Annotated in this window: 24 protein-coding genes and 1 pseudogene; 23 read left to right on the top strand and 2 right to left on the bottom strand. The window is 58.8% G+C overall.

What is annotated here, in order from left to right:
* Positions 1 to 270: 270 nt before the first annotated feature.
* Positions 271 to 1458: an acyl-CoA dehydrogenase gene (locus IFT53_RS22055; RefSeq protein WP_042617698.1), complete on the bottom strand. Its 1188-nt coding sequence runs from the start codon at positions 1456 to 1458 to the stop codon at positions 271 to 273.
* Positions 1459 to 1554: 96 nt separating this feature from the next.
* Here IFT53_RS22055 and IFT53_RS22050 point away from each other — a divergent pair, with 96 nt between their 5' ends.
* The 8 genes from IFT53_RS22050 (at position 1555) to IFT53_RS22015 (ending at position 10207) form a co-directional block, all read left to right on the top strand.
* A complete protein-coding gene (locus IFT53_RS22050; RefSeq protein ID WP_192068081.1) occupies positions 1555 to 2469 on the top strand; it encodes a LysR family transcriptional regulator in 915 nt (304 codons plus the stop codon).
* A gap of 118 nt (positions 2470 to 2587) precedes the next feature.
* Complete coding sequence (locus IFT53_RS22045) at positions 2588 to 3646, top strand: LacI family DNA-binding transcriptional regulator (RefSeq protein WP_192068084.1); 1059 nt, start codon at positions 2588 to 2590, stop codon at positions 3644 to 3646.
* On the top strand, positions 3643 to 4665 hold the full coding sequence (locus IFT53_RS22040; RefSeq protein WP_192068085.1) for an ABC transporter substrate-binding protein: 1023 nt from the start codon (positions 3643 to 3645) through the stop codon (positions 4663 to 4665). Before IFT53_RS22045 ends, IFT53_RS22040 begins: the two co-directional genes overlap by 4 nt.
* A gap of 201 nt (positions 4666 to 4866) precedes the next feature.
* On the top strand, positions 4867 to 5694 hold the full coding sequence (locus IFT53_RS22035; RefSeq protein WP_192068087.1) for an ABC transporter permease: 828 nt from the start codon (positions 4867 to 4869) through the stop codon (positions 5692 to 5694).
* Positions 5691 to 6470 (top strand): ABC transporter permease, encoded by a 780-nt coding sequence (locus IFT53_RS22030; RefSeq protein WP_192068089.1) that lies wholly within the window; start codon positions 5691 to 5693, stop codon positions 6468 to 6470. The genes IFT53_RS22035 and IFT53_RS22030 overlap by 4 nt, the downstream gene beginning before the upstream one ends.
* Positions 6463 to 7488 (top strand): ABC transporter ATP-binding protein, encoded by a 1026-nt coding sequence (locus tag IFT53_RS22025; protein ID WP_192068091.1) that lies wholly within the window; start codon positions 6463 to 6465, stop codon positions 7486 to 7488. The genes IFT53_RS22030 and IFT53_RS22025 overlap by 8 nt, the downstream gene beginning before the upstream one ends.
* Positions 7489 to 7490: 2 nt before the next feature.
* Positions 7491 to 8417, top strand: a complete 927-nt coding sequence (locus IFT53_RS22020) for a nucleoside hydrolase (protein WP_192068093.1) — start codon at positions 7491 to 7493, stop codon at positions 8415 to 8417.
* Positions 8414 to 10207, top strand: a complete 1794-nt coding sequence (locus IFT53_RS22015; RefSeq protein ID WP_192068094.1) for an adenine deaminase — start codon at positions 8414 to 8416, stop codon at positions 10205 to 10207. Before IFT53_RS22020 ends, IFT53_RS22015 begins: the two co-directional genes overlap by 4 nt.
* 21 nt (positions 10208 to 10228) lie before the next feature.
* On the opposite strand, the gene IFT53_RS22010 is transcribed toward IFT53_RS22015, so the two are convergent.
* Complete coding sequence (locus IFT53_RS22010) at positions 10229 to 11401, bottom strand: M20 aminoacylase family protein (protein WP_192068096.1); 1173 nt, start codon at positions 11399 to 11401, stop codon at positions 10229 to 10231.
* 108 nt (positions 11402 to 11509) lie between these two features.
* Here IFT53_RS22010 and IFT53_RS22005 point away from each other — a divergent pair, with 108 nt between their 5' ends.
* From IFT53_RS22005 to IFT53_RS21935, 15 genes and pseudogenes are all read left to right on the top strand, one after another.
* A complete protein-coding gene (locus tag IFT53_RS22005; RefSeq protein ID WP_192068097.1) occupies positions 11510 to 12181 on the top strand; it encodes a phosphoribosyltransferase in 672 nt (223 codons plus the stop codon).
* 150 nt (positions 12182 to 12331) lie between these two features.
* Positions 12332 to 13387, top strand: coding sequence for a dipeptidase (locus IFT53_RS22000; RefSeq protein ID WP_192068099.1), 1056 nt, complete (start codon positions 12332 to 12334; stop codon positions 13385 to 13387).
* A gap of 37 nt (positions 13388 to 13424) precedes the next feature.
* Entirely contained in the window at positions 13425 to 15065 is a 1641-nt protein-coding gene (locus IFT53_RS21995; RefSeq protein ID WP_192068100.1) for an ABC transporter substrate-binding protein, read from the top strand.
* Positions 15066 to 15083: 18 nt separating this feature from the next.
* Positions 15084 to 16151, top strand: a complete 1068-nt coding sequence (locus IFT53_RS21990; protein ID WP_042617686.1) for an ABC transporter permease — start codon at positions 15084 to 15086, stop codon at positions 16149 to 16151.
* Positions 16148 to 17080, top strand: coding sequence for an ABC transporter permease (locus tag IFT53_RS21985; RefSeq protein WP_192068102.1), 933 nt, complete (start codon positions 16148 to 16150; stop codon positions 17078 to 17080). The genes IFT53_RS21990 and IFT53_RS21985 overlap by 4 nt, the downstream gene beginning before the upstream one ends.
* Entirely contained in the window at positions 17077 to 17913 is an 837-nt protein-coding gene (locus IFT53_RS21980; RefSeq protein ID WP_192068104.1) for an ABC transporter ATP-binding protein, read from the top strand. Before IFT53_RS21985 ends, IFT53_RS21980 begins: the two co-directional genes overlap by 4 nt.
* Positions 17910 to 18659: an ABC transporter ATP-binding protein gene (locus tag IFT53_RS21975; RefSeq protein WP_192068106.1), complete on the top strand. Its 750-nt coding sequence runs from the start codon at positions 17910 to 17912 to the stop codon at positions 18657 to 18659. Before IFT53_RS21980 ends, IFT53_RS21975 begins: the two co-directional genes overlap by 4 nt.
* A 250-nt stretch (positions 18660 to 18909) precedes the next feature.
* Positions 18910 to 19809, top strand: a complete 900-nt coding sequence (locus tag IFT53_RS21970) for a LysR family transcriptional regulator (RefSeq protein ID WP_192068108.1) — start codon at positions 18910 to 18912, stop codon at positions 19807 to 19809.
* 84 nt (positions 19810 to 19893) lie between these two features.
* The gene (locus tag IFT53_RS21965; RefSeq protein WP_192068109.1) at positions 19894 to 21420 is read left to right on the top strand and encodes an ABC transporter substrate-binding protein; all 1527 of its coding nucleotides are present in this window, start codon (positions 19894 to 19896) and stop codon (positions 21418 to 21420) included.
* A 36-nt stretch (positions 21421 to 21456) separates the two neighbouring features.
* The gene (locus tag IFT53_RS21960; RefSeq protein WP_192068111.1) at positions 21457 to 22407 is read left to right on the top strand and encodes an ABC transporter permease; all 951 of its coding nucleotides are present in this window, start codon (positions 21457 to 21459) and stop codon (positions 22405 to 22407) included.
* Complete coding sequence (locus IFT53_RS21955; RefSeq protein WP_192068113.1) at positions 22404 to 23225, top strand: ABC transporter permease; 822 nt, start codon at positions 22404 to 22406, stop codon at positions 23223 to 23225. Before IFT53_RS21960 ends, IFT53_RS21955 begins: the two co-directional genes overlap by 4 nt.
* An 86-nt stretch (positions 23226 to 23311) precedes the next feature.
* Complete coding sequence (locus IFT53_RS21950) at positions 23312 to 23995, top strand: exopolysaccharide biosynthesis protein (protein WP_244656441.1); 684 nt, start codon at positions 23312 to 23314, stop codon at positions 23993 to 23995.
* 74 nt (positions 23996 to 24069) lie between these two features.
* Positions 24070 to 25023 carry a sugar-binding transcriptional regulator gene (locus IFT53_RS21945; RefSeq protein ID WP_192068114.1) on the top strand — a complete coding sequence of 318 codons (954 nt, stop codon included), beginning with the start codon at positions 24070 to 24072 and terminating at the stop codon, positions 25021 to 25023.
* A gap of 143 nt (positions 25024 to 25166) precedes the next feature.
* On the top strand, positions 25167 to 26480 hold the full coding sequence (locus IFT53_RS21940) for an ABC transporter substrate-binding protein (RefSeq protein WP_192068115.1): 1314 nt from the start codon (positions 25167 to 25169) through the stop codon (positions 26478 to 26480).
* 154 nt (positions 26481 to 26634) lie between these two features.
* Positions 26635 to 26750 (top strand): annotated as a pseudogene (locus IFT53_RS21935) (sugar ABC transporter permease); the annotation flags it as partial.

Here is a 26750-nt window from a genome sequence, read left to right as displayed (position 1 = left end):
TAACTTGACCGACCGGCAGGTGTGCCGGTGCCTTCGTTTAATATGCGGTCTCGGAATTTACCGGTGCTGCATGACATGTTTTCCATGGTGGAACAATCGAAGGCAGCGAAACCGGATATGGCAAATGGATTGCCAGAGACGATGATGACGTCTCTATAATAATTCGTATAGCGGCGGTTTCAACCGTCAGCCGGATTAAAAAGTATTATTTATTTCGCATTGCAGCAAAAACCGGCGGCAGGGTGCCGCCGGTTGCTGGAGCGTGTGATCTCAGAAGAACGCCTGAATGCCGGTCTGGGCGCGACCCAGGATCAGCGCGTGCACGTCATGGGTGCCTTCATAGGTGTTCACCGTCTCCAGATTCTGCGCGTGGCGCATGACGTGGTATTCGATCTGGATGCCGTTGCCGCCGTGCATGTCACGGGCCTGACGGGCGATATCCAGCGCCTTGCCGCAATTGTTGCGCTTGACGATGGAAATCATCTCCGGTGCCATCTTGTGGTCATCGAACAGACGGCCGACGCGCAAGGAGGCCTGAAGGCCAAGCGTGATTTCCGTCTGCATGTCGGCCAGCTTCTTCTGGTAAAGCTGCATACCGGCCAGCGGCTTGCCGAACTGCTTGCGGTCCATGCCATATTGGTGGGCGCGGAACCAGCAATCTTCGGCCGCACCCAGCACGCCCCAGGAAATGCCGTAGCGTGCACGGTTGAGGCAGCCGAACGGACCCTTGAGGCCGGAAACGCCTGGCAGCAGCGCGTCTTCGCCCACTTCCACGCCGTCCATGACGATTTCGCCTGTTATGGAAGCGCGCAGCGATAGCTTGCCGCCAATCTTGGGGGCAGACAGTCCCTTCATGCCCTTTTCCAGCACGAAACCACGGATCTCGTTGTCATGCGCTTCGGACTTCGCCCAAACGACGAAAACATCGGCGATGGGTGAGTTGGAAATCCACATCTTGGAGCCGCGCAGGCGGTATCCACCGGCAATCTTTTCGGCTCGGGTCTTCATGCCGTTCGGGTCGGAACCGGCATCCGGTTCCGTCAGGCCGAAGCAGCCGATTAGCTCGCCGGAGACGAGACCGGGCAGATACTTGTCCTTCTGCTCTTCCGAGCCATAGGCAAAGATCGGGTAGATGACGAGCGAGGACTGCACGCTCATCATCGAGCGGTAGCCGCTGTCGATGCGCTCGACTTCGCGCGCCACAAGGCCGTAGGCCACGTAGCTTGCTTCGGCAGCGCCGTATTTTTCAGGAAGCGTGACGCCCAGAAGGCCAGTCTGGCCCATCAGGCGGAAAAGCTCGGGCTCTGAAGTCTCGCTGAGATAGGCCTCGTTGATGCGGGGCAGAAGCTCCGACTTTGCAAAGGCAGCTGCCGTATCGCGGATCATCCGCTCGTCGTCGGTGAGTTGGTCTTCCAGCAGAAAGGGGTCCTGCCAATTGAATGATGCGCGTTCGCTCACGATAAATCTCCACAATTGCTGGGGTAATTATTGGCATTTGAGGCCATTGCGGCAAGCCATGTTTACTCATTTTGCTATTACAGTTAGGAATGCGCCATGACCTCGCTCAGCCGCAAACTTCTGCCGTCCACCAGTGCGCTTGCCGCCTTTGATTCCGTTGCAAGGCTCGGCAGTTTTTCGCTGGCCGCAGATGAGCTTTCGCTGACGCAAGGGGCCATCAGCAGACAGGTTATGTCGCTGGAAGAGCAGCTTGGCGTTCGGCTTTTCGAGCGCGGTGCGCGCGGTGTTTCGCTGACCGCCGAGGGCCAAACCTATGCCAGGGCAATCGGCACGGCGCTCAGCGATATTCGCTCCGCGTCCCTGCAGATTATGACGAAAACGCATGGCAACACGCTCAACCTTGCCATGCTGCCGACATTTGGCACGCGCTGGCTTTTGCCGCGCATTCCAGATTTCGTAGCGGCGCATCCGGAAATCACGCTGAATTTTGCCACCCGCATCGGCCAGTTCGATTTCGAGAAGGAAAGCCTTGATATGGCGATCCATATCGGCCAGCCGGATTGGCCTGCGGCTGAAAGCACGTTTCTGATGGATGAGATGGTGGCCCCGGTGTGCAGCCCGGCCTTTCTGGCGCAGCACCCCATTGCGAGTGCGCAGGATATCTCCACCCTGCCATTGCTGCATATGGCATCCCGGCCCGGCGCGTGGGACCACTGGTTTCAAAGTCTGGGGCTTGGCGCGCAAAATGCCCCGGCCATGCGGTTCGAGCAGTTTTCCAGCGTGGCGCAGGCCTGCATCGCGGGGCTTGGCGTAGCGCTCATGCCGCTGTTTCTCATCGATCTCGAACTCAAGGCGGGACAGCTCGTTCCGGCCTTCGATCATCAGGTCAAAAGCCCCAGCTCCTATTACGCGGTCGCGCCGCTTTCGCGCATCAACAATGTGCCTGTCGTGCTCTTTAGGCAGTGGCTGCTGGCGCAGGTCGAGTCTTTCAGAGATGAGGCCAGGCGATAATTTCGCCCTTGTTTTCGGCACTTAGAGTTTCGCACAAAAAAGCACCTAACGATGCCTCGACAAAACGCTGCATCCGTCTTACCCTGATTAAACGTTTAATCACTCGAATGGACACGCCATGACCTCTGGTCGTGCAGGCGCAAATCTGGCGGCAATCGCTTCGGCACTCGGCGTGTCGTCAGCGACTGTGTCCAATGCGCTCTCCGGCAAGGGGCGCGTATCCGCAGAGCTTTCCGAAAAAATCCGCGCCAAGGCGCATGAGCTGGGTTATGTGCCCGGCATTGCCGGGCGGGCGCTTCGCACGGGAAGAAGCGGCGTGCTGGGTCTGGTGTTACCTGACATTGCCAATCCGCTTTTCCCGCAGATCGCCCAGGCCATCGAAAAAGCTGCTGACGATGCCGGTTATGGCGTGTTGATCGCAGATTCCCATGGTGACGTTGCCAAGCAGACGGAGGCGATCAATCGCCTGATCGAGCGCGGCGTGGAAGGCATGGTCGTCGTGCCGCGTCGCGGAACGCGCATCGGCAATGTTGATTGCCCGGTGGCGGTCATCGACAGTCCCTCCACCCCCGGCAATACGGTGTCGGCAGACCATTGGGATGGCGGCTTTCAGGTTGGTCGGCATCTTGCGGCGCTCGGCCATGACCGGGTGGTCCTCATTGGCAACAGCCCGGATTCCAACGTTCAGAATGACCGCATCGGCGGCATCCGCTCCGGCCTTGGCAGCGCTGCGGTCACGGAAACAATGTGGATTGCATCTCTGGAAAAACATGCTGGGGCAGGGTGCCCTTTGGGTGTTGCTGAAAAGGTCGCGCAGGGCTTCACCGCCTTTGCCGCCGTTTCCGATCTTCATGCCTTGCGTGTCCTCACCGAATTGCAGCGCAATGGCGTGACCGTGCCGGAACAGGCCAGTGTCACCGGCTTTGACGATCTCATCTGGGCGCCGGTTGTGACGCCCGCCCTCACCACCGTGCGCATGGATATGGCGCGGGTGGCGGATATTGCCATCACGGCGCTGGTGCGCAGCATCGAGACCGAAGACCGCCCGATTTCGGGAGGCGTCGTCGCCGAACCATCGAAAGTGGCCATGGAACTCATCATACGCGGCTCCAGCGGACCCAATCATAAGAAGCAGGCAGAAAACAAAACCTCGACAGCAGGAGAACTCACATCATGAAGAAGATCATTCTGGCATCCGGCACAGCCCTGATGCTGTCCATGGGCGCGGCACACGCGCAGGACAAAACGCTGACCATTTCCGTCTATGCCTTTGCGCAGGACGAATTCAAGGAACTGGTCTACGCGCCGTTCGAAGCCAAATGCGGCTGCAAGCTGGTGGTGGAAACCGGCAACAGCGTCGAGCGTCTGGCCAAGATGGAAGCCAACAAGGCAAGCCCGGTTATCGATCTCGCCATCGTTTCCATGGCCGATGCACTGTCCGCCACCCGCAAGGAGCTGATCCAGAAGATCGATACGTCAAAAGTGCCGAATGTCGAAAAGCTCTACGACATTGCTAAGGACCCGAATGGCGATGGCATGAGCGTCGGCGTCAACTTCTACGCCACATCCATCGTTTACCGCACCGACAAGATGAAGGTGGAAAGCTGGGCCGATCTGTTGAAGGACGGCGTGGTCGATCACGTAGCCTTCCCCAATGTCACCACCAATCAGGGCCCGCCTGCGCTTTACATGCTGGGCAAGGCCATCGGCAAGGATACGCCTGATCTCTCCGGTGCCATCGAAGCGCTCGGCGAAAAGAAGGATGATATCGTCACCTTCTACGTCAAGTCCTCGCAGCTAGTGCAGCTCATGCAGCAGGAGGAAATCTGGGCGGCCCCGATTGGCCGCTTCTCCTGGGCACCGTTTACCAAGCTTGACCTGCCGCTGGCATGGGCAACCCCGAAAGAAGGTCAGACGGGCGGCATGAACGTTCTCATCGTTCCGAAAAACGGCAAAAACGAAGATCTTGCGCTGCAATTCATGGATTTCTGGCTGTCCACGGATGTGCAGAAGGCGCTGGCAGAAAAGTTGGTCGATAGCCCGACCAACAAGGAGGTCAAGGTCTCCGACGAGATCGCCAACAACATCACCTATGGCGAAGAGACGGCCAAGAGCCTCCAGCTTATGCCATCTGCGGTGACGCTTGATAACCGAGACAAGTGGTTGTCGGAGTGGAACGCGAAGGTGGGTCAGTAAAAAGTTACGCTGATGGCTCTGAGCCGCGACGTCGCTTTCTTGCTCCAACGTCATCCTCGGGCTTGTCCCGAGGATCCAACCACGTCGAGGCCGTTGCGACGTGGGTAGATGCCCGGGACATCCCCGGATTTAATCCGGGCCCCGAGCATGACGAAGTTGATGGTTTGGAACGGCTGATATGCCGGTCAAAGGATAAAGTGGATGTTTCAAAACCGGGCTGAGGCCTTGGCGCTTGCCTTGCCCGCCGCGATCTTTGCGGCGGCGGTGTTTCTTGTGCCTGTGTTCATTCTTCTGTCGGAAGGGTTTCGCACCTCGGATGGCTGCACGTTTCAGGCTTACGCGGATTTCTTTGCCGATCCGCTGAACCGCGCCGTGTTCCTGCGCACGCTGAAGCTTGGTGCCATCGTCACCGTCGTCTCGGCCATCATCGGTTATGCGGCGGCCTTTGCCATCGTCAATCTGCCGGCCAGTTCCAAGGGCCACATGATCAATCTGGTCATTCTGCCGTTGATGATTTCGCCTGTCGCCCGCACCTATGCCTGGATCGTCATTCTGGGTCGTACCGGCATGGTCAATGAGCTGCTGAAATTGGTGGGGCTGACGGACGCGCCCATCCGCATTCTCTTTTCCGAAACGGCAGTCTTCATCGGCCTCCTGCAACTTTTCCTGCCGCTCATGATCATCTCGCTCATCAGCGCGCTGGAAAATATGCCCAAAGACGTTATCGCCGCATCCCGCGTGCTGGGTGCCAACTGGTTGCAGGTGTTCTGGAAGGTCATTCTGCCCTTGACCAAGGAAGGTCTTGTCGTGGGTGGAACGCTGGTCTTTACCGGCTCGCTGACGGCCTATATCACCCCCGCCATTCTGGGCGGCTCCAAGGTGCTGATGCTGGAAACGCTGCTTTACCAGCAGGTCACGGTTTCCAACAACTTCGTCGCGGCCAGCGTCATCGCCTTCATCCTGATCATCATGAGCTTTGCCGCCAACATCCTGCTCAAGCGCATCGCCACGGCAAGGAACAAGACATGACCCGGAACCTCTTCATTCCGCTGACGCTGGCTTTGGTCATCGGCTTTCTGATTGGCCCATTCCTCATCATCGTCGCCGCCTCATTTTCGGCAGGCGATACGCTGGCCTTTCCGCCGCAGGGCTTTTCGTTGAAATGGATCGCCAAGGTCTTCACCGTCGAAAGCTTTCGCGACAGCTTTGCCATGTCGATGTTTCTGGCGCTTGGTGGCACATTTGCGGCCCTCATCCTCGGCATTCCCGCTGCCTATGCCATGTCGCGCTACAAGCTGCCGTTTTCGGAAACCATCCGCACCATCGTTTCCGCTCCCATCATCGTTCCCGGCATTATCGTTGGCCTGGCATTGCTGCGCTACTTCGTCGTGCCCTTCGGTATCGGCATAACGCTTGCGCTGTTTCTGGCCCACACGGCGCTGATCCTGCCCTATGCGGTTCGTGTGGTGTCGGCCAGCCTCACCAATCTGCGCTCGGATATTGAAGAAGCAGCCGTGCTGCTCGGCTCGTCGCGCATAGGGGCTTTTTTCCGCGTCGTGCTGCCTAATATCAGAGGCGGTATTCTCTCGGCCTTCATTCTGGGTTTCGTCACCAGCTTCAATCAGGTGCCGGTCTCGCTGTTCCTCTCCGGTCCCGGCGTGCGCACGCTGCCCATTGATATGCTGGGCTACATGGAAATCGTGTTCGACCCATCCGTTGCGGCGCTCTCTTCGCTGCTCGCCTTCCTGTCCATCGGCATTGTTTTCATGGCCGAACGTTTTCTGGGGTTCTCCCGTTATGTCTGATGCAAAATACCTCTCGCTGCAGAACCTGTCGCTCGCCTATGGCAACTCCGTTGCCGTCAAGGATCTCAACCTCGATATCCGCAAGGGTGAACTTCTGGCGCTGCTCGGCCCCTCCGGCTGCGGCAAGACCACGACCATGCGCGCCATTGCCGGGCTGATGCCGGTGGCGGGTGGTCGGATCGATCTTGACGGTGCCGATATCACCCGCGTCTCTGCCAACAAGCGGGCGGTGGGTCTGGTGTTTCAGTCCTATGCGCTGTTTCCGCATCTCACCGTCTATGAAAACGTTGCCTTCGGCCTCAAGCTGAAGGGCATGAAGGGCTCTGCGCTGGATGACAAGGTGGCGTCCGGCCTCAAATCCGTCGGCCTCTCCACTTTCGCCTCCCGCAAACCAGCGGAACTGTCCGGCGGTCAGCAGCAGCGCGTAGCGCTGGCACGCTCCATGGTCATGGACCCGAAGGTGCTGTTGCTGGATGAGCCACTGTCCAACCTCGATGCACGGCTGCGGCTGGAAATGCGCACCGAGCTTCAGCGGGTGCAGAAGGCCACCGGTGTCACCATGATTTTCGTCACCCATGATCAGGTCGAGGCGCTGGCGCTGGCAGACCGCATCGTGGTGATGAAGAGCGGTGCCATTGAGCAGATCGGCACGCCGGAAGAGATCTACAACGCACCGGTCTCATCCTTCGTGGCTGACTTCGTCGGCTTCGAAAACATCTTTCGTCTGGAGGGTGGTTTGCTCAAGACTGATAACGGAAGCATCCCCCTTTCCGGTCAAGTCCCGAGTACGGCGGGACTTGCCTGGAGGCCGCGCATGGTGACCCTTGGTTCAGGACCTTTCGAGGCAATCGTGCGCGGCACCTCCTTTGCGGGCAACAGCCGCGAATATCTGCTGGATACGCCGCTTGGGCCCATCAAGGCCGAAGTCGATGCCGCCTTGGCAATGCGCGATATCGGCTCCCCGCTTGCCTTCGATCTTCCGGTCGAGAAGGCCGCAAGCCTCAAGGTGGTTAGCTGACCATGGGTATCTGGATTGATAGTGATCTGGGCTTTGACGATATCGCCGCCATTCTCGTGGCGACATCGAACGGGCTTGATATTGATGGCCTCTCGCTTGTTTTCGGCAATGCGCCGCTTGCGCAGGTTCGTCGCAATGCCGCCGGTGCTGCCCGCGCCTTCGGCTGGGACTTTCCCATTCATACGGGCCGCGAAAAGCCGGTGCTGGGAAAGCTGGAAACGGCCCAGTCCGTTCTTGGCGAAACCGGCATCCCCACAGTCGGCGCAAGCTTGCCCAAGGCGGACGCTCTGCCGCACAGCGATGCGTTTCTCGCGCTGTGCGACTGGTTGTCCGATGGCGAAGGCGCCAAGCGCATTCTTGCTTTGGGGCCACTCACCAATCTTGCCGCCCTCTGCGTTGCAAGACCTGATCTTGCCGCCCGCATCACCGAGCTGACCTGGATGGGTGGTGGTGTCACATCCGGAAACCACACCGCCTCTGCCGAGTTCAACGCTTTTGCCGATCCCGAAGCGCTTGCGATCGTCCTTGCCCACGGTCTGCCATTGCGCATGGTGGATCTGGATTTGTGCCGCAAGGTCACCGCCCGCATCTCCGATGTCGCGCCCCTTCGCGCCGCCGGTGGAAAGAATGCCGGGCTGATTGCCGATATGCTGGCGGGGTTCATCGCCATTGCCATTGATCGTGGACGGACCGAAATGGCGCTTTACGACCCTTGTGCGGCTGTTGCCATGGTCGCCGCAGACAGCATCGGCTGGAAACCGGCCCGCATCGACGTCGAGCTGAATGGCGGGTTGACCCGGGGCCGCACCGTGGTGGAAATGCGCGCTGCCCATTCAAAGAGTTTCAACGCGCACTTTGCCGCAACGGTCGATGCTTTCCGCGCTAAAACCATCATTCTAGATGCCCTGCATCTGGAGGCCAGCCGATGAGAGACAAGACCATTATTGTCGATCGCGATGGCATGATTGACGATGCCCTGCGCAGCCGCGCTGTCGCTGCTGCGAGAGGCGACCAGCCTTTCGATATCCTGATCAGCGGCGGTACGCTGGTCGATATGGTCACAGGTGAACTGCGCCCGGCCGATATCGGCCTTGTCGGCCCGCTGATATCAAGTGTTCATGAGACCGGAACACGCACGGATGCGGGACATGTGCTCGATGCGACAGGTGGTTATGTCTCACCGGGTTTGATCGACACGCATATGCATGTCGAAAGCTCGATGGTGACCCCTGCGGCCTATGCGCAGGCCGTTGTTGCACGCGGCGTGACCACCATAGTCTGGGACCCGCATGAGTTTGGCAATGTCCACGGCATTGATGGTGTGTGCTGGGCAAGCCGCGCCATGAAGGGTCTACCCCTTCGCGCCATTATCCTTGCCCCATCCTGCGTGCCTTCTGCGCCGGGGCTGGAGCGGGCAAATGGTGATTTCGACGCTTCGGCCATGGCGGAAATGCTGTTCTGGCCAGAGGTGGGCGGCGTTGCCGAGGTCATGAATATGCGCGGCGTCATCGAACGTGACCCGCGCATGAGTGCCATTCTGCAGGAAGGCCTGTTTGCCGACAAGATGATTTGCGGCCACGCCCGTGGTCTTGAAGGTGCGGATCTCAACGCTTTCATGGCGGCAGGCATTACGTCCGATCACGAGCTGACCTCGGCTGCAGATCTGATCGCCAAGCTGCGCGCCGGTCTGACCATCGAGCTTCGCGGTTCCCACGATCATCTTCTGCCGGAATTTGTGGAAGCTCTGAACACGCTCGGTCACCTGCCGCAAACCGTCACGCTCTGCACTGACGATGTCTTCCCGGATGATCTCGCCAAAACTGGCGGCTTGGACGATGTCGTGCGTCGTCTGGTCAGATACGGACTGAAGCCGGAATGGGCGCTGCGTGCTGCCACGCTGAATGCGGCCATGCGCCTGCATCGCATTGACCTCGGCCTCATCGCTGCCGGTCGCCGTGCCGATATCGTGGTGTTTGACGATCTCACGGAGTTCAAAGCCCGTCATGTGCTGGCCAGTGGAACGCCTGTTGCCGAAACTGGCAGGATGCTGGTTGAAATGCCCCAGATGGACGCTGCTCCATTAATAGACTCGATGAAGCTGCCCCGCCGCTCGGTTAGTGATTTCAAGGTCCCGTCACAGGGCCGGAGAGTTCGGCTTGCGGCCATCGACAAGCCACGCTTCACGCAATGGGGCACTGTGGATGCCGATGTGGAGAACGGTTTCGTGGTGCCACCTGAAGGTACGACGATGATCGCCGTTACCCACCGCCACGGCAAGGCGGAACCCATCACAAAAACCGGTTTCCTGACCGGCTGGGGCCAATGGCAGGGTGCCTTCGCCACCACCGTCGCCCATGACAGCCACAATCTCACCGTCTTCGGCGGCAATGCAGAGGATATGACCCTTGCCGCCAATGCCGTCATCAAGGCGGGGGGCGGCATGGCGGTCGCATCTGGCGGCAAGGTCACGGCCTTGCTGCCGCTGCCGCTCTCAGGCCTCGTCTCGGATGCGCCGCTGGCCGATATCGCCTCAGCTTTCGAGGCGGTGCGGGATGCGGTTGGCGCAATCGTGGAATGGCAGCCTCCCTATCTGGTGTTCAAGGCCTGCTTTGGCGCCACGCTTGCCTGCAACATCGGCCCGCACCAGACCGATATGGGCATCGCCGATGTGATCGCGGGCAAGGTTATGGAAACGCCAGTGCTGGAGGTCATGGCATGAGGAAAGAGGACGCGTGCCCCTCTATTCGCTTGCCAGTTCCTGCTCCACGAGCGTCGTCCAGAAGGCCACGCCAGAGGCAATCGCATCATCGTTGAAATCATAGGACGTGTTGTGGTGCAGCGCGCCATCCACAGCAGGACCGTTGCCAAGCCACACGTAGCAGCCGGGTGCCTTGCCCGCGAAGAACGAGAAATCGTCACCGGCAGTCGAGGGCGGGAAGGCGGTTCGTGCCTTTTCGCCAAACACATGCCGGGCTGCCTGCAAGGCGCGCTGCGTGGCATCCGCATCATTGATAACAGGCGGTATGCGGCGGATGAACTCATAAGCTGCCTCGATGCCGAACATCGCAGCCGTTCCCTTGGCCAGCCGCCCGATTTCCTCTTGCAACTGGTCGCGAACATGCGCCGAATAGGCCCGCGCCGTGCCGCCGATGTCCACGATATCAGGAATGACATTGAGCGCTTTCGGATCACCCGCCTGCACCGAACAGGCGCTGACGACAGCCGGTTGCAGCGGATCGACCACGCGCCCGACAATGCTTTGCAGCGCGGCCAGAAAACTGCCCGCTGCCGTAATCGGGTCGCGGCCCAGATGCGGCTTGGCGCCATGCGTTCCCACGCCCTTGAAGGTCACCCTCCAGGTATCGGAAGACGCCAGTTGCGGCCCCTCGACCACGGCCATTTCGTCCACGTCCAGCCCCGGCATATTGTGAAGCCCATAGACCGCATCGCAGGGGAAGAGATCAAACAGCCCGTCTTCCACCATCTTCCGTGCGCCGCCGCGTCCTTCTTCGGCAGGCTGGAAAATGAAATGCACGGTGCCGGAAAAATTGCGCGTTGCCGCCAGATGGCGCGCAGCTCCCAGCAACATGGTGGTGTGGCCATCATGGCCGCAGGCGTGCATTTTGCCTGCTATGGTCGATTGATAGGGACGCTCAGCGATTTCAGGCATGGCCAGCGCGTCCATATCCGCCCGAAGTCCAATGGTGCGGGTGCCATTGCCAAATTGCAGCGTGCCGACGACACCCGTCACGCCCAGACCGCAATGCACCGCAATGCCTGCCTCTTCCAGCTGCGCGGCCACCAGCGCGCTGGTGCGCACCTCCTCGAAACCCAGCTCCGGGTGGGCGTGCAGATCCTGCCGGAACGCGGTCAAAAATGGCAGGTCTTGCGCAATCCGGTCATGCGGTTTCATGGGCGGTCTATCCTTGCAATGTCGAAAACTCAGATCTTTTCTAGTGCAGAAGCCCCTGAAAATTAATAGAAACTTTTGCATCGACCCAAAATACTGAAGGACATTGTCATGAAACCGCACGAATTCTGGCAGGACCTCCACGCGCCTGATAGTTTTAAGGCGGATGGTCCACATTCCGGCTTCTTTCCCGCGGCGCTTGTTGATGGCAGGCAATTGCAGCTGCCGATCCGCCCGCTGTCTGACGGGGAACATGCGCTTGCATCGCTGATCATCAATCAGGCGTCTTTCCCGGTGCTGGAAGCCTTGGCGCAGGATCTTGCTGCTAAGCTCACGCCTTTCGATATCGACATCGTCGTCGGCCTACCCACGCTGGGGCTGACCCTGGCCTCGGCAGTCGCGCGCCATATCGGTCACAGCCGCTATGTGCCCCTCGGCACCTCGCGAAAATTCTGGTATCTCGAAGAACTCTCCGTGCCGATGTCCTCGATCACGACTCAGCAGCAGAAACGCCTCTATATCGACCCCCGTATGCTGCCTCTGCTGCAAGGCAAGCGCGTTGCATTGGTGGATGATGTCATTTCCAGCGGCACCTCCATTGTGGCAGGCCTGTCGCTTCTTGCAGGCTCGAACATAGAGCCCGTCGTCATCGGTGCGGCCATGCTGCAATCGGAGCGGTGGCGCGACGCGCTTAGTGGTTTCGGGGCTGAATGGCCTGATAGGGTGCAGGGTGTTTTCAAAACTCCACTCCTGACGAAGGCAGGTGATGACTGGCTTTCCTGATTAATTTTTCATCCTGCACAATTTCTGACTTGCGGAGCTGTGATCGATAGGCCTAGGATCAATGCCGCCGCAATGGGCTGCGGATCGTCCTTTGCCAAGCCCATGGATTTAAACAGAAAAAACGCTACTTTTCCGCTCGGGAATTCTTGAATGCAACCAGTTTTTGACGGTCATAATGATGTGCTCCTGCGGCTCTGGCGCACTGCCAAATCCGGGGGTGATCCGGTCAAAGAGTTCATGGAAGGCACGCATGAAGGCCACGTCGATGCACCGCGCGCCAAGGCTGGCGGTCTGGCAGGCGGCATCTGCGCCATCTACATTCCATCGGGTGATCTTATCCTCAAGGAACCAGATGCCAACGGTCATTATGTGACGCCGCTGGCAGCCCCACTGGAGCGAGAGCTGTCGCTTGATATCGCGATGGAAAAGGCCGCCATCGCGCTGCGACTGGAGCAGGCTGGTGGCTGGAAACTCTGCCGCTCGACGGCAGATATTCGCAAGGCCATGGCAGATGGTGTCTTCGCCGCCGTGCTTCACATGGAAGGATGTGAACCGATCGCAGCTGATCTGGATGCGCTGGATGTGTTTTATGCGGCGGGCCTGCGCTCGCTTGGTCCCGTTTGGAGCCGCCACAATATCTTCGGCCATGGCGTTCCCTTTGCCTACCCCATGTCGCCCGACACCGCGCCGGGCCTGACGGATGCGGGTTTTGCGCTGGTCAAGCGCTGCAATCAGCTCGGTATCCTCATCGATCTCGCCCACATCACCGAAAAAGGCTTCTGGGACGTGGCCAAAACCACGGATCAACCGCTGGTCGCCAGCCACTCCAACGCCCATGCGCTGACGCCGGTGGCGCGCAATCTGACCGACATGCAGATGGATGCGATCAAGGAAAGCAAGGGGTTGGTGGGTCTCAACTATGCCGTGACAATGCTGCGGCCGGATGCGCGCGATAACGCCGAAACGCCACTGTCTCTGATGGTCCAGCACATCGATTACATGGTCGAGCGCATGGGCATTGATTGCGTGGCGCTGGGTTCCGACTTCGATGGCGCGACGATCCCCGCAGAAATTCGCGATGCCAGCGGCAACAATAATCTTGTTGCCGCACTCAAATCTGCGGGCTACGCTAATGAAGACCTTGCTAAGATTTGCCGGGAAAACTGGCTGCGTGTTTTGTCTCAGGCATGGCACGAGCCCGCCTGAGACAAGTGAACCAAAGAAAAAACAACAGGGGAAGACGATGAACAAATCGCTCAACAAAGCCGCCCGCATCCTTGCCACCAGTGTGGCGCTATCGATGCTCTCTCTTGCCGCGCCTCAGGCCTTTGCCGCAACCCCTGCCGATACGCTGGTGGAAGGCTTCGCCATCGATGACATCATCACGCTTGATCCGGGCGAGGCCTTTGAGCTGTCGGCCGCTGAAGTTACCGGCAATACCTATAGCAAGCTCGTATCCATCGATATTGCCGACACATCCAAGGTCATCGGCGATCTCGCCGAAAGCTGGACGATCTCTGAGGACGGCATGACATATACGTTCAAGCTCAAGTCCGGCTTGAAGTTTGCGTCCGGAAATCCGCTGACTGCCGAAGATGTCGCGTTTTCTTTCGAGCGCGCCGTGAAGCTTGATAAATCACCAGCGTTTCTTCTGACCCAGTTCGGCCTCAAGGGCGACAACGTCAACGAGAAAGCCAAGGCGTCGGATGCGACCACCTTCGTGCTGACAGTCGACAAGCCCTACGCACCGAGCTTTGTGCTTAACGTGCTGACATCGACGGTTGCTTCCGTGGTCGACAAGAAGCTGGTGATGGAAAAGGCGAAAGCCGTCACGGCAAGTGCTGACTACAAATATGAAAGTGACTTCGGCAACGAGTTTCTGAAAACCGGTTATGCGGGTTCTGGCCCGTACAAGATCCTTGGCTGGAAGGCCAATGAGGCCGTTATTCTGGAAGCGAACCCGAATTATTATGGCGAGAAGCCAAAGCTGAAGCGCGTCGTTTACCGCCACATGAAGGAAAGCTCTGGCCAGCGTCTGGCTCTTGAAAATGGCGACATCGATGTTGCCCGTAACCTTGAGCCCGGTGACGTGGATGCCGTGAGCAAAAAGGATAGCCTGGCCGTCACCTCCGCGCCAAAAGGCACTGTCTATTACATCAGCCTCAACCAGAAAAACGAGAACCTCAAGAAGCCTGAAGTCGTCGAGGCCTTCAAATATCTCGTTGATTACGATGCCATCGGTGAAACGTTGATCAAGGGTATCGGTGAGATCCACCAGACATTCCTGCCGAAGGGCCAACTGGGCGCACTGGATGAAAATCCGTACAAGCTCGATGTTGCCAAGGCCAAGGAATTGCTGGCGAAAGCTGGCCTCAAGGACGGCTTTACCGTCACCATTGACGTGCGCAACACGCAGCCTGTGACCGGTATTGCTGAAAACTTTCAGCAGACGCTGGCTCAGGCCGGTATCAAGCTTGAAATCATTCCGGGTGACGGCAAGCAGACGCTGACAAAATACCGTGCGCGTACGCATGATATGTATATCGGCCAGTGGGGTTCTGACTATTTCGACCCGAATTCGAATGCCGAAACCTTCACCATCAATTACGACAATGCCGACGATGGAAAGAACAAGACGCTGGCCTGGCGCAATGCCTGGGACGTTCCTGATCTGACGAAGGAAACGCAATCTGCACTTCTGGAAAAGGACAGTGCAAAGCGCGCCAAGATTTACGAGGATCTCCAGAAGAAGGTTCTGGAAAGGGGTCCATTCCTGGTCATCTTCCAGCAGACGGAAGTGGCCGGATATTCGAAAAAGCTCAAGGGCCTGAAGCTCGGACCGAGCTTCGACACCAACTATGTCTATCCGATCTCCAAGGAATGATCCGGCGGGATTGATCCAGTGAGCATCATTGAAACAGTGCCAAGGCCAAGGCGCGGCAGAAGCCGCGCCAACAAGCGCCTGACAGCCGTCCTCGGCTTTCTCGTTACCGTCATCACCACCTTTTTAGGGCTTTTGGCGGTCACATTTTTCATTGGTCGTGTCATTCCCATAGATCCTGCCTTGGCCATCGTGGGGGACCGTGCGCCTGCCCATGTGGTGGAGCGCGTGCGCGAGGAACTCGGCCTCAACCTGCCGCTCTGGCAGCAGTTTTTCCTCTATATCAAGCAGGCATTGTCGGGCGATTTTGGCACGTCGGTGCTGACCACCAATCCCGTGATGACCGATATCATCAGGGTGTTTCCGGCCACCATCGAGCTTGCCACCATCGGCACCCTGATTGGCGCGGTCTTCGGCATTCCGCTTGGCGTTCTGGCCGCCGTCAAGCGCGGCAGCATCATCGACCAGATCGTGCGCATCATCGGCCTCGTCGGTTATTCCGTGCCTATCTTCTGGCTTGGGCTTCTGGCGCTTCTGGTGTTTTATGCAAAGCTGAACTGGGTCGCTTATCCCGGCCGCATGGATATCGTCTACGAGTTCACCTTTACCCCGGTCACCGGCTTTTATCTGCTGGATGCCTTCATGCAGGGGCAATGGGACGTGCTGTGGGATCTTTTCCGCCACATCATTCTGCCTGCCGGTCTGCTCGGCTATTTCTCGCTGGCCTATATCAGCCGCATGACGCGATCCTTCATGCTCAACGAACTCGCGCAGGAATATATCGTGGCGGCGCGGGCGAAGGGGCTTTCGGAAACCCGCATCATCTGGTTCCACGCGCTGCGCAACGCCGCCGTGCCATTGCTCACCGTCATCGTTCTGTCCTATGCCGGTCTGCTGGAAGGCTCAGTTCTCACGGAAACCATCTTCTCCTGGCCGGGGCTTGGGCTTTACATCACCAATTCCCTGCAGAATGCGGATATGAACGCCGTTCTCGGCGGCACCATCGTGATTGGCGCTGTGTTCATCAGCATCAATCTTCTGTCCGATCTGCTCTACCGGACGCTCGATCCAAGGACGCGCAGCCGATGACGACAGCTTTGACCCCTTTGAAACCCTATAGCCGCGAATGGCTGCTGTCGGAGCGCCCGACATCGCGCAAACAGGCACGCCTTGGCCGCGCCTATGTCATCTGGCGGCGCTTTTCGGAAAACCGGCTGGCGCTGGCCGGTCTCGGCATCATCATGGCGCTCATTCTGGTCGCCATTTTTGCCGATGTGCTGGCCCCGCATTCCGCCGTGCAGGGTGATCTACGCAACGCCCGCCTGCTGGCCCCCGGCAGCGAAGGCTATCTGCTCGGCACGGATGATCAGGGCCGCGATATTCTCTCGCGCCTCATCCATGGCTCTCGCCTCACACTGTTCGTGGTGCTGCTCGTTGCCATCATTGCCGCACCCGTCGGCCTCATCGTCGGCACGGTTGCCGGTTATGCCGGTGGCTGGGTGGATGCCGTGTTGATGCGCATCACCGATATCTTTCTGGCCTTCCCGAAACTCGTTCTGGCGCTGGCGCTGGTTGCGGCTCTGGGACCGGGCATCGAGAATGCGGTGCTGGCCATCGCCATCACCTCATGGCCGCCTTATGCGCGCATTGCGCGTGCCGAAACCATGACGTTTCGCCATTCGGATTTCATCGCTGCGGTGCAGCTTATGGGCGCTTCGCCGTGGCGCATCGTGCTCAAACACGTTATGCCGCTCTGCATGTCATCGCTCATCGTGCGTGTCACGCTGGATATGGCAGGCATCATCCTCACTGCCGCCGGTCTCGGCTTTCTGGGCCTTGGCGCCCAGCCGCCCTTGCCGGAATGGGGCGCGATGATTGCATCCGGTCGCCGCTTCATTCTGGATCAATGGTGGGTTGCGGCCATGCCAGGCATCGCCATCCTCATTGTCAGCCTTGGCTTCAACTTACTTGGAGACGGCCTGCGCGATGCGCTCGACCCGAAGGAGGCTGGCCAATGAGTGCGCCTCTTCTCACCGTCGAAAATCTGCGCGTCAGCTTTCCCACCCGCACCGGGCTGGTGGAAGCCGTGCGCGGCGTTTCCTTTACGCTGGGGCGGGAGCGCCTCGGTGTGGTTGGCGAGTCCGGTTCCGGCAAATCACAGACGGGCCGCGCCATCATGGGACTGACGCCATCTGCTGCTAGAATCGAAGCGGATACCTTGCGGTTTGGCGATATCAACCTGCTGGATGCCTCGGCGAAACAGCGCCGCAGCATTCGCGGCAAGCGCATGGCCATGATCCTCCAGGACCCGAAATATTCCCTCAACCCGGTCATGACCATCGGCCGGCAGATCGTGGAAACCTTGAAGACGCATGAGCGCATCGGCTCGTCGGAAGCAAAAAAGCGGGCGCTCGACATGCTGGAGGCGGTGCAGATCCGCGATCCGGAACGCGTCTTCGGTCTGTATCCGCATGAAGTCTCCGGCGGCATGGGCCAGCGCGTCATGATCGCCATGATGCTGGTTTGCGGCCCGGAACTTTTGATCGCCGACGAGCCGACATCGGCGCTTGACGTGACGGTGCAGCTCGAAGTGCTCGGCATTCTCGACAAGCTGGTGCGGGATCGCGGCATGGGCCTCATTTTCATCTCGCATGATCTGCGGCTTGTCTCATCCTTCTGCGACCGCGTCATCGTCATGTATGCGGGCCGGGTGGTGGAGGAGCTTCAGGCAGCCAATCTCGATAATGCCCAGCACCCCTATACCCGCGGCCTGTTGAACTGCCTGCCGAAGATTGGCGAAAATCGCCATCCATTGCCGGTTCTGGACCGCAAAGCGGAGTGGCGCTTATGACATCTGTTCTTTCCGTCACCAATATGCTGGTCGATTTTGATGGGCATGTCGCGCTGGATGGTGTCAGCATCGATGTGCCGCGTGGTCAATCTTTCGGCCTTGTGGGTGAATCCGGTTCGGGCAAATCCACGCTTTTGCGCTCCATTGCCGGTCTCAACCACTTCGATGAGGGCAGCCTCATGGTCGAGGGCCGGACCTATAAAAGCAAGTTCCGCGAAAAGAGCTTCTACCGCGATGTGCAGATGGTGTTTCAGGACCCTTACGGTTCCCTCCACCCGCGCCAGACGGTGGACGCGCTGCTTCTGGAGCCGCTTGTCATCCATGGGCTGGATGACAAGGAAGGCCGCATTACCCGCGCTCTGGATGAGGTGGGTCTGGGAACGGGTTTCCGCTTTCGCTATTCGCACCAGCTTTCCGGCGGCCAGCGCCAGCGCATCGCCATTGCCCGCGCACTCATTCTGGAGCCGAAAATCCTGCTGCTGGATGAGCCGACCTCGGCGCTGGATGCCTCCATTCAGGCTGAAATCCTCAACCTGCTCGAAGATGTCCGCAAAGCCCGCAACCTCACCTTCCTCATGGTCAGCCACGATCTCGGTGTTATCAGCCACATGTGCGACCGCCTCGCGGTGATGAAAAGCGGCAAGGTGGTGGAAATGATGGATGTTCCGGCGCTGGAAAGCCGGGATTTCCAGGCCGATTACACACGGCAGTTGCTGGTGGCGAGCGAGGGTTTCCGGCGCGATTGAAGGTTCTGCCTTTTGCCGCTATTTTCGCCAAGCATACCGTCGTCATCCTCGGGCTTGACCCGAGGATCTATCCACCTCTGAGGTTAGGCAACGTGATTAGATCCTCGGGTCAAGCCCTGACATGACGACGGTGAGTAGTCGTGGCATGTCATTCAAAGAGCTGTTGCAGATCAGCGCGGAAGTTACTCATGCGGTCAAAGGCTGATGCTGGATTAGGCATGGCGCAAATAGGCAGGGACGGAACATCACCATGAACCTACGCGCATTGATGTATTTCGATGAGCTTGTGCGCACGCGCTCCATGCGCGCTGCGGCTGACAATCTCAATGTCGCGCCCACCGCCGTCAGCCGCCAGATCGACAATCTGGAGGAATTTTTCGGCGCGCCATTGGTAGAGCGTTCAAGCCGTGGGGTCACGCTCACGGCGGCGGGTGAGCTTCTGGCCGAGCGGGCGGGAAAAACCCTGCGCGAACTCGGCAATGTTCAGCAACTGATCGATGATCTCAAGGGGCTGGAGCGGGGGCGGGCGACCATCTTTGCAAATGGCGCCATCGTCGCCAGCCTTCTGGCGCCGGTGCTGGCTCAATTCAGCGCGACCTATCCAAAGTTGCGGTTCGATGTGCACATCACTAGCGCCCGTCAGGCCATCGATGCGCTGGTCACGGCGCAGGCCGATATCGCGATCACCCTGTTCGCGCCCGAAACGTCTGAGGTAAAAATCCTGGCAGTGCGGGATATCGGCTATGATGTCATCCTGCCCGCCGACCACGCGCTTGCGGCCAAAAGCGGCATCACACTTGCTGAACTTTCGCAGATGCCGCTCGCGATGCCGGAAAAGACCTTTGCGGCAAGGCAGGCCTTCGATGCCCTGTTTGAAAAGGCGGGCATCGAACTCGACCCGGTCTTTACGGCCAGTTCGCTGGATCTTTTAAAGGAACTGGTGCTGGACCGCGCCGCCGTCACCCTGCTGCCTGAGCTTGCCGTCGCCCGCGACATCAAGGCGGGCAAGATGGTGGCGGTTCCTCTTGTTGGCACGGAGGGCGTCCACACCACCATCGAGCTTTGCGTTGCGCCGGACCGGGAGCTTTCCTTCGCGGCGGCAACGCTTTCCCGCTTCATCGAGACCTTCATGGGCAATTTGCCGAAATAAGCAGTTGATTTCTGGTTGCGATTTCGTGTAGCGATTTTCGCAACGCGCTGAACACAAAATGTTTGCGCCTCTCGACAGGAGACCATGCAGATGCGCATCAATTTCTTGCAGCGGACGGCATTGACGCGGCTTTTCGCCGTCGGAATTATTTTGGCTGCATCCCTGCCAGCATTGCCGGTCTGGGCCGCGCCGAAAAACGCCGTCACCATCGGCATGGGCGGTGAGCCTTCGGGGCTTGATCCGACAGTCGCGGCCCCTGTCTTCATCGGTCAGGTGACATGGCAGAATATTTTCGAAGGTCTCGTCACCATCGATAAGGATGGCAAGATCCAGCCGCAGCTGGCGAAAAGCTGGGACATTTCAGAAGACGGCAAGACCTATACTTTCACGCTGCATGAGGGTGTGACGTTTCACGATGGCGAAGTTTTCGATTCCTCGGTCGCCAAGGCATCGCTGGAACGCGCGCGGGGCGAAGGGTCCGTCAATCCGCAAAAGCGCTTCTTTGCAGCTATAGACAGCATTGAAACACCAGATGCGAAGACGCTGGTCCTCAAGCTGAAGCAGCCCTCCGGCAGCCTGCTCTACTGGCTGGGCTGGCCCGCCTCTTCCATGGTCGGCACCCGTTCTGCTGACAATAACAAGACGACACCTGTCGGCACAGGCCCGTTCAAATTCGTCAGTTGGGCCAAAGGCGACAGGGTGGAGCTGGCCCGCAACGCAGATTACTGGAACAAGGACGTGAGTGTTGCGCTTGAGAAGGCGACCTTCCGTTTCATTCCTGATCCGCAGGCGCAAGCCGCCGCCCTTCAATCGCGCGATGTCGACGCCTTTCCAGAATTCGGTGCGCCGGAACTGATGAGTTCATTCGAGGGACATGCGCGGCTCGGCACCTTCATCGGCAATACCGAATTGAAGGTGGTGGCTGGCATGAACAATGCCGTCAAGCCGTTCAACGACAAGCGCGTGCGTCAGGCCTTGATGATGGCGGTGGACCGCGCAACCGTCATCGATGGTGCATGGTCGGGCTTTGGCACAGCGATTGGCAGCCATTATACGCCCAATGATCGCGGCTATGTGGATACGACTGGCGTTCTGCCCTATGATGCTGAAAAGGCGAAGGCCTTGCTGGCCGAAGCGGGTTATCCGAACGGCCTTTCCTTCACCATCAAGGCACCACAGATGCCTTACGCCCAGCGCACCTCGCAAGTGCTTCAGGCCATGTTTGCCGAAATCGGCGTGACGATGACCATCGAAACCACGGAGTTTCCGGCCAAATGGGTATCGGATGTGCTGAAAGGTGCCAATTACGAGATGACCATCGTTGCCCATGCCGAGCCCATGGATATCGATATCTTTTCGCGTGATCCCTACTACTTCAACTACAAGAACCCCACCTTCAACGAGATCATCAGAAATGTGGAGCTGACCACCGATCCCACCCAGCAGGAAGAGCTTTATCAGGATGCGCAGAAAATTCTGGCGCAGGATGTCCCGGCGCTGTTCCTCTTCGTCATGCCCAAGCTTGGCGTTTGGGACAAGAAGCTGCAGGGCCTGTGGGAAAACGAACCCATCCCCTCCAACGTGCTGACGGACGTGCATTGGGAAGAGTGATGTTGGGTTTGCCGCGCACAAAGGCAGGATGATGTCATGATCGCCCTCATCCTCCGCCGCATCCTAGGCCTTCTCGTCACGCTTCTTGCCGTCTCGTTCCTCATCTACATGGTCATGGGTTTGCTACCGGGAGATCCTGCCGCCATCATGCTTGGAACCTCAGCCAGCCCCGATACGCTGGCGGCATTGCAAAAGCAGATGGGGCTCGATCAGCCGCTGGTGCTCAGATATTTCTATTGGCTGGCGGCCATGGCCGGGGGGGATCTGGGGCAATCTTATACCTATGGCGTTCCGGTGGCGGGGCTTATCTTTGAAAGACTGGCGGTCACGCTGCCGCTTGCCTTCATGGCGATAGGTCTTTCCATTGCCATCGCCTTGCCTCTGGGTGTGTTGGCAGCACGATATCGTGGCGGTGTCATCGATGTTGTCTGCGGTCTGTTTTCCCATCTTGGAATTTCCGTTCCCGGCTTCTGGGTCGGCCTTCTCCTGATCCTGCTGTTTTCCACCACACTGGGCTGGATGCCGGCGGGCGGTTTTCCGGGTTGGCAGGCAGGGGTAGGGGCGGGGCTTAACGCGCTCGTGCTTCCGGCTGTGGCGCTTGCCGCCTCGCAAGCAGGTGTGCTCGCGCGTGTCTGTCGCTCCACCATGCTGGAGGTCATGAACGAGGATTTCGTGCGCACTGTCAGAGCCAAGGGTATTGGCGAGGCGGCGACCTTGTGGAAACATGTCCTGCCAAACGCGCTCATTCCCGTCGTCACCATGGTTGGCCTGCAATTCACCTTTCTCATCGCGGGCACGGTGCTGGTGGAAAATGTGTTCAATCTGCCGGGGCTAGGGCGGCTCGCTTTTCAGGCACTCACGCAGCGCGATATCATCGTCATGCAATCGGTCGTGTTGTTCTTCTGCGCGCTGGTCATCACTATGAACTTCTTGGTCGATATGGCCTATCTGCTGATTGATCCGCGGTTGCGAGCGCGTGCCGCATGAAAAAATCTCGTCGCCGCCCAACCACGCTTTTGCCTGGCGCCATCATTTCAGGCGCATTGCTTGCCGTCGCACTCCTGTCGCTGGTCTGGACACCGCATGTGCCGACGAAAATGCAGATCATCGCCAAGCTCAAGCCGCCGCTTGCGCACGGGTTGCTGGGCACGGATCATTTCGGTCGTGATCTCGCCTCGATGCTGATGGTCGGCGCGTGGAACTCGCTCTCCACGGCTGTCGTGGCTGTCGCCATTGGTGCCGCCATCGGCACGCTGGTGGGCATCATCGCGGCGGCGCAGCGCGGGGTGGTCGAAGCCATCCTGATGCGCATCTGCGATATCGTCTTTGCGCTGCCGCCCATTCTCTCGGCCATGATGCTGGGCGCTTTCATCGGCTCCGGCCGCTTCACTGCCATCATCGCGATTGCCACTTTCATGGTGCCGGTCTTTGCCCGGCTGACCTGTGCTGCTGCCCTGCAATTGTGGGTGCGGGATTTTGTCGTGGCGGCGGAAAGCCTTGGGCGCAGCCGAGGCGGCATCACCATCACCCACATTCTGCCAAACCTTGCCAATCTCATCATCGTTCAGGTCAGCATCCAGCTGGGGCTTGCCATTCTGACTGAGGCGGGCTTGAGTTTCTTAGGCCTCGGCATGGCCCCGCCAGCACCCACCTGGGGGCGTATGCTGTGGGAATCGCAAACCTATCTCTCTGCGGCACCCTGGCTTGCCATTCTGCCGGGGCTCGCCATCGCGCTTGCCGTGCTTGGGTTCAATCTGCTGGGAGATGGCCTGCGGGATCGTTTCGATCCCAGACTACGCCGCTAGTACTAACAACCATAAAGTGAGCGGACCGTCGTATTGCTGCCGCCATTCTTCTGTTACAGCGGAACGCAATTCTGGAGTTGAACCCTATGCTGCGTTTATCGGATGATCCTGCCATTTCCGGCCCGGGCGAAGGTGCCGAGCCCGTGATGACGGAGCCCGATGCGCCTGAAGTCGGCCTTGTCGACATATTGCAGGCTCTGGCCAGCGATGAAAACCGGGAGCGCATTGCCGTCGGCGACCTCCTGTCCGCCATGGGAGATCGTGCCTTTGGCGCGTTGATGCTGGTTTTTGCGCTGCCCAATATCGTGCCCACGCCACCCGGCACATCCGCCATAACAGGCACGCCGCTCGTCTTTTTGGCCGCCCAGCTTTGCGCCGGTAAACGCCCGTGGCTTCCGCGTGTTATCGCCGAGCGGTCTCTGGCGCGAGAGGATTTTGCCCGTGTCCTGCAAAAAATCGTGCCCGTCCTGCTGCGGGTGCAGAAGCTGTTGCGGCCGCGCATGCAAGGCCTCCTGTCACCCGTGGCTGAACGGGTGATCGGCCTTGTCTGTCTGCTGCTGGCCATCATCCTCGCCTTGCCCATTCCGCTCGGCAACATTCTGCCCGCCATCGCAATCGGTTGTTTTTCCTTCGCCCTTCTGGAACGGGATGGGCTCTTTGCCCTTATCGGCGGCGTGCTCTCGGTCATCTCGGTGGCTGTTGTCAGCGGTGTGATTTACGGAATCGCCAAAGCCGTGCTTTATTTCGTGGTGGGTCCGTTCTTCGGCTAGCCACCCTTGGCATGGTTTGACACGGGCCTTAGAAAAATGTCAGCACAGGGACATGAGGCGTTAAGGGCGGGCAGATGGCCAAACGATCCGAAACTGGTGGACGGCTAGACGATGCGGCGCGAGCCGGCTGGCTCTATTATGTTGCGGGCCGCACGCAGGACGAGATTGCAAGCGCCATGGGCATTTCCCGCCAGTCGGCGCAGCGGCTTGTTTCGCTTGCGGTGGCCGAGCGTCTCATCAAGGTGCGTCTGGACCATCCCATCGCCGCCTGCCTTGAAAAAAGCGAGGCTTTGCGTGAGCGGTTTTCGCTGAAATACGTCGAGGTCGTGCCGAGCGACCCGGCGGGCGTGTCCTCTACTGTTGGCATTGCAGAGGCTGGGGCTGCCGAAATCGAACGCTGGCTGCGCAAGACGGACCCCATTGTTCTGGCCATCGGAACGGGCCGAACGCTGAAAGCCGCCGTCGATCAGTTGCCGCCGATGGAATGTCCGCAGCACCGCATCGTCTCGCTCACCGGCAATATCGGGCCGGATGGTTCCGCGGCCTATTACAACGTCATTTTCAGCATGGCGGATGCCATCAAGGCGCGGCATTTTCCCATGCCCTTGCCGGTTCTCTGTTCGTCTTCGGAGGAACGGGAGCTGCTGCACGATCAATCCATGGTGCGCTCCACGCTGGCGCTGGGCGCTGCTGCCGATGTCACCTTTGTCGGCGTCGGTCAGCTGGCAGAGGATGCACCGCTTTGCGTCGATGGCTTCCTTGAGGTTCAGGAAATGCGCGACCTCATTGCCAAGGGTGGTGCGGGCGAGATTTGCGGCTGGTCGTTTGATCGGGATGGCCGGATTCTCGACACCCCCATCAATGATCGCGTGGCGTCCGTTCCCCTGCCGCCACGCGAGACCAGCACGGTCATCGGAATTGCGCAGGGCAAGCAAAAATCCCCTGCCATTCTCGCGGCTCTGCGCGGCGGCCTTCTGAACGGTGTCATCACCGACGAGGCATCCGCTGAATATTTGCTCAGGAACTGAGCAGAAATATTACTGCAAAACCAGTATGTTAGTTAATCCTTGTGCAATGCAGCGCAGGTAGCCGCTTGACTTTCTTCTCTCAAGAGTGAGTATTTGCCCTAGAGCAAAGCGAATGCTCACAACTTTCTTCTGGGAGGAAGATCATGACATTGAAGACACTTCTGCTGGGCGCGTGCTCGGCTCTCGCCTTTTCGGGCCTCGCTTCCGCAGAAACGCTGACCATCGCCACCGTCAACAACGGTGACATGATCCGCATGCAGGGACTGACATCCGAATTCACCGCCAAAAACCCCGATATCAAGGTCGAGTGGGTCACGCTGGAAGAAAACGTCCTGCGCGAACGCGTCACCACCGATATCGCCACAAGTGGCGGTCAGTACGACATCATGACCATCGGCAACTACGAAGTTCCGATCTGGGCCAAGCAGGGCTGGCTTCTGCCGCTCGAAAAGCTGGGCGAAGGCTATGATGTTGCCGACATGCTGCCATCCATCAAGGGTGGCCTGACTGTCGATAGCAAGCTCTATGCGGCCCCGTTCTACGGTGAATCCGCCATGATCATGTATCGCAAGGATCTGTTTGAAAAAGCAGGCCTGAAGATGCCGGAAAACCCGACCTGGGAATTCATCGGCGACGCTGCCCGCAAGATCACCGACCGCAAGGCCGATGTGAACGGCATGTGCCTTCGCGGCAAGGCCGGTTGGGGTGAGAACATGGCCCTCATCACCGCGCTCACCAACTCCTTTGGCGGTCGCTGGTTCGATGAGAACTGGAAGCCACAGTTCGATCAGCCTGAATGGAAGAACGCGCTTCAGTTCTATGTTGACCTGATGAAGGATGCCGGTCCATCCGGTGCTTCCTCCAACGGCTTCAACGAAAACCTGACGCTGTTCCAGCAGGGCAAATGCGGCATGTGGATTGATGCCACGGTTGCCGCATCCTTCGTATCGAACCCTAAGGACAGCAAGGTCGCCGACAAGGTTGGCTATGCACTCTTCCCGACGCAGGGCGAAATGAAGAACCATGGCAACTGGCTCTGGTCCTGGAACCTTGCCATTCCAAAGAGCTCGCAGAAGGCTGAAGCAGCCGAAAAGTTCATTGCCTGGGCAACCAGCAAGGAATACACGCAGCTCGTCGCCTCCAAGGATGGCTGGGCCAACGTGCCTCCTGGCACACGCACCTCGCTTTACAACAACGCGGATTACCAGAAGGCCGCAGGCTTTGCAGCACCGACATTGGCTGCCATGAATGCTGCCGATATCACCAAGCCAACGGTCAAGCCTGTGCCTTACACCGGTGGTCAGTTCGTAGCGATCCCTGAGTTCCAGTCGCTCGGCACCACGGTTGGTCAGCTGTTCTCGGCGGTTGTTGCCGGTCAGTCCAGCGTTGATGATGCTCTGGCCAGCGCCCAGTCCACAGCCACGCGTGAAATGACACGCTCGGGATACATCAAGTAATCCTCCCGAAAACAGCCGCCCGGTCGTGATGGCCGGGCGGCTCTGTTGCTGGACAATCTTTTTCACGTTCGAGTCTTGCTACCCGTTCATAACAAGAAAATGCCAAGCGTTTCCGCGCGTTTGACCGCGCGGTTCGGAATTGGGAGGGAGCCGCATGGCGACGCAAAACACTAAAAATCTGGCGCGGCTGATGATGGCGCCGTCGGTTGTCATGCTTCTGGTGTGGATGATCGTGCCACTGTCCATGACGCTGTGGTTCTCTTTCCAGAA

It is taken from the genome of Rhizobium sp. CFBP 13644, from assembly GCF_014842165.1.
GTDB classification, from domain to species: domain Bacteria; phylum Pseudomonadota; class Alphaproteobacteria; order Rhizobiales; family Rhizobiaceae; genus Agrobacterium; species Agrobacterium tumefaciens_C.
The sequence above is the reverse complement of the archived record's forward strand: the minus strand, read 5'-3'. Positions and strand labels throughout refer to the sequence as shown.

Excerpts from the sequence above, each read along its gene's own strand:
- IFT53_RS21950 (WP_244656441.1), top strand. The coding sequence starts at position 23,312 with ATGCTGCGTTTATCGGATGATCCTGCCATTTCCGGCCCGGGCGAAGGT.
- IFT53_RS21985 (WP_192068102.1), top strand. The coding sequence starts at position 16,148 with ATGACGACAGCTTTGACCCCTTTGAAACCCTATAGCCGCGAATGGCTG.
- IFT53_RS22035 (WP_192068087.1), top strand. The coding sequence starts at position 4,867 with ATGTTTCAAAACCGGGCTGAGGCCTTGGCGCTTGCCTTGCCCGCCGCG.
- IFT53_RS22025 (WP_192068091.1), top strand. The coding sequence starts at position 6,463 with ATGTCTGATGCAAAATACCTCTCGCTGCAGAACCTGTCGCTCGCCTAT.
- IFT53_RS22050 (WP_192068081.1), top strand. The coding sequence starts at position 1,555 with ATGACCTCGCTCAGCCGCAAACTTCTGCCGTCCACCAGTGCGCTTGCC.
- IFT53_RS21945 (WP_192068114.1), top strand. The coding sequence starts at position 24,070 with ATGGCCAAACGATCCGAAACTGGTGGACGGCTAGACGATGCGGCGCGA.
- IFT53_RS21965 (WP_192068109.1), top strand. The coding sequence starts at position 19,894 with ATGCAGATGCGCATCAATTTCTTGCAGCGGACGGCATTGACGCGGCTT.
- IFT53_RS21970 (WP_192068108.1), top strand. The coding sequence starts at position 18,910 with ATGAACCTACGCGCATTGATGTATTTCGATGAGCTTGTGCGCACGCGC.
- IFT53_RS22040 (WP_192068085.1), top strand. The coding sequence starts at position 3,643 with ATGAAGAAGATCATTCTGGCATCCGGCACAGCCCTGATGCTGTCCATG.
- IFT53_RS21995 (WP_192068100.1), top strand. The coding sequence starts at position 13,425 with ATGAACAAATCGCTCAACAAAGCCGCCCGCATCCTTGCCACCAGTGTG.
- IFT53_RS22000 (WP_192068099.1), top strand. The coding sequence starts at position 12,332 with ATGCAACCAGTTTTTGACGGTCATAATGATGTGCTCCTGCGGCTCTGG.
- IFT53_RS22020 (WP_192068093.1), top strand. The coding sequence starts at position 7,491 with ATGGGTATCTGGATTGATAGTGATCTGGGCTTTGACGATATCGCCGCC.
- IFT53_RS21980 (WP_192068104.1), top strand. The coding sequence starts at position 17,077 with ATGAGTGCGCCTCTTCTCACCGTCGAAAATCTGCGCGTCAGCTTTCCC.
- IFT53_RS21960 (WP_192068111.1), top strand. The coding sequence starts at position 21,457 with ATGATCGCCCTCATCCTCCGCCGCATCCTAGGCCTTCTCGTCACGCTT.
- IFT53_RS22005 (WP_192068097.1), top strand. The coding sequence starts at position 11,510 with ATGAAACCGCACGAATTCTGGCAGGACCTCCACGCGCCTGATAGTTTT.
- IFT53_RS22015 (WP_192068094.1), top strand. The coding sequence starts at position 8,414 with ATGAGAGACAAGACCATTATTGTCGATCGCGATGGCATGATTGACGAT.
- IFT53_RS21940 (WP_192068115.1), top strand. The coding sequence starts at position 25,167 with ATGACATTGAAGACACTTCTGCTGGGCGCGTGCTCGGCTCTCGCCTTT.
- IFT53_RS22045 (WP_192068084.1), top strand. The coding sequence starts at position 2,588 with ATGACCTCTGGTCGTGCAGGCGCAAATCTGGCGGCAATCGCTTCGGCA.
- IFT53_RS22010 (WP_192068096.1), bottom strand. The coding sequence starts at position 11,401 with ATGAAACCGCATGACCGGATTGCGCAAGACCTGCCATTTTTGACCGCG.
- IFT53_RS21975 (WP_192068106.1), top strand. The coding sequence starts at position 17,910 with ATGACATCTGTTCTTTCCGTCACCAATATGCTGGTCGATTTTGATGGG.
- IFT53_RS22030 (WP_192068089.1), top strand. The coding sequence starts at position 5,691 with ATGACCCGGAACCTCTTCATTCCGCTGACGCTGGCTTTGGTCATCGGC.
- IFT53_RS21955 (WP_192068113.1), top strand. The coding sequence starts at position 22,404 with ATGAAAAAATCTCGTCGCCGCCCAACCACGCTTTTGCCTGGCGCCATC.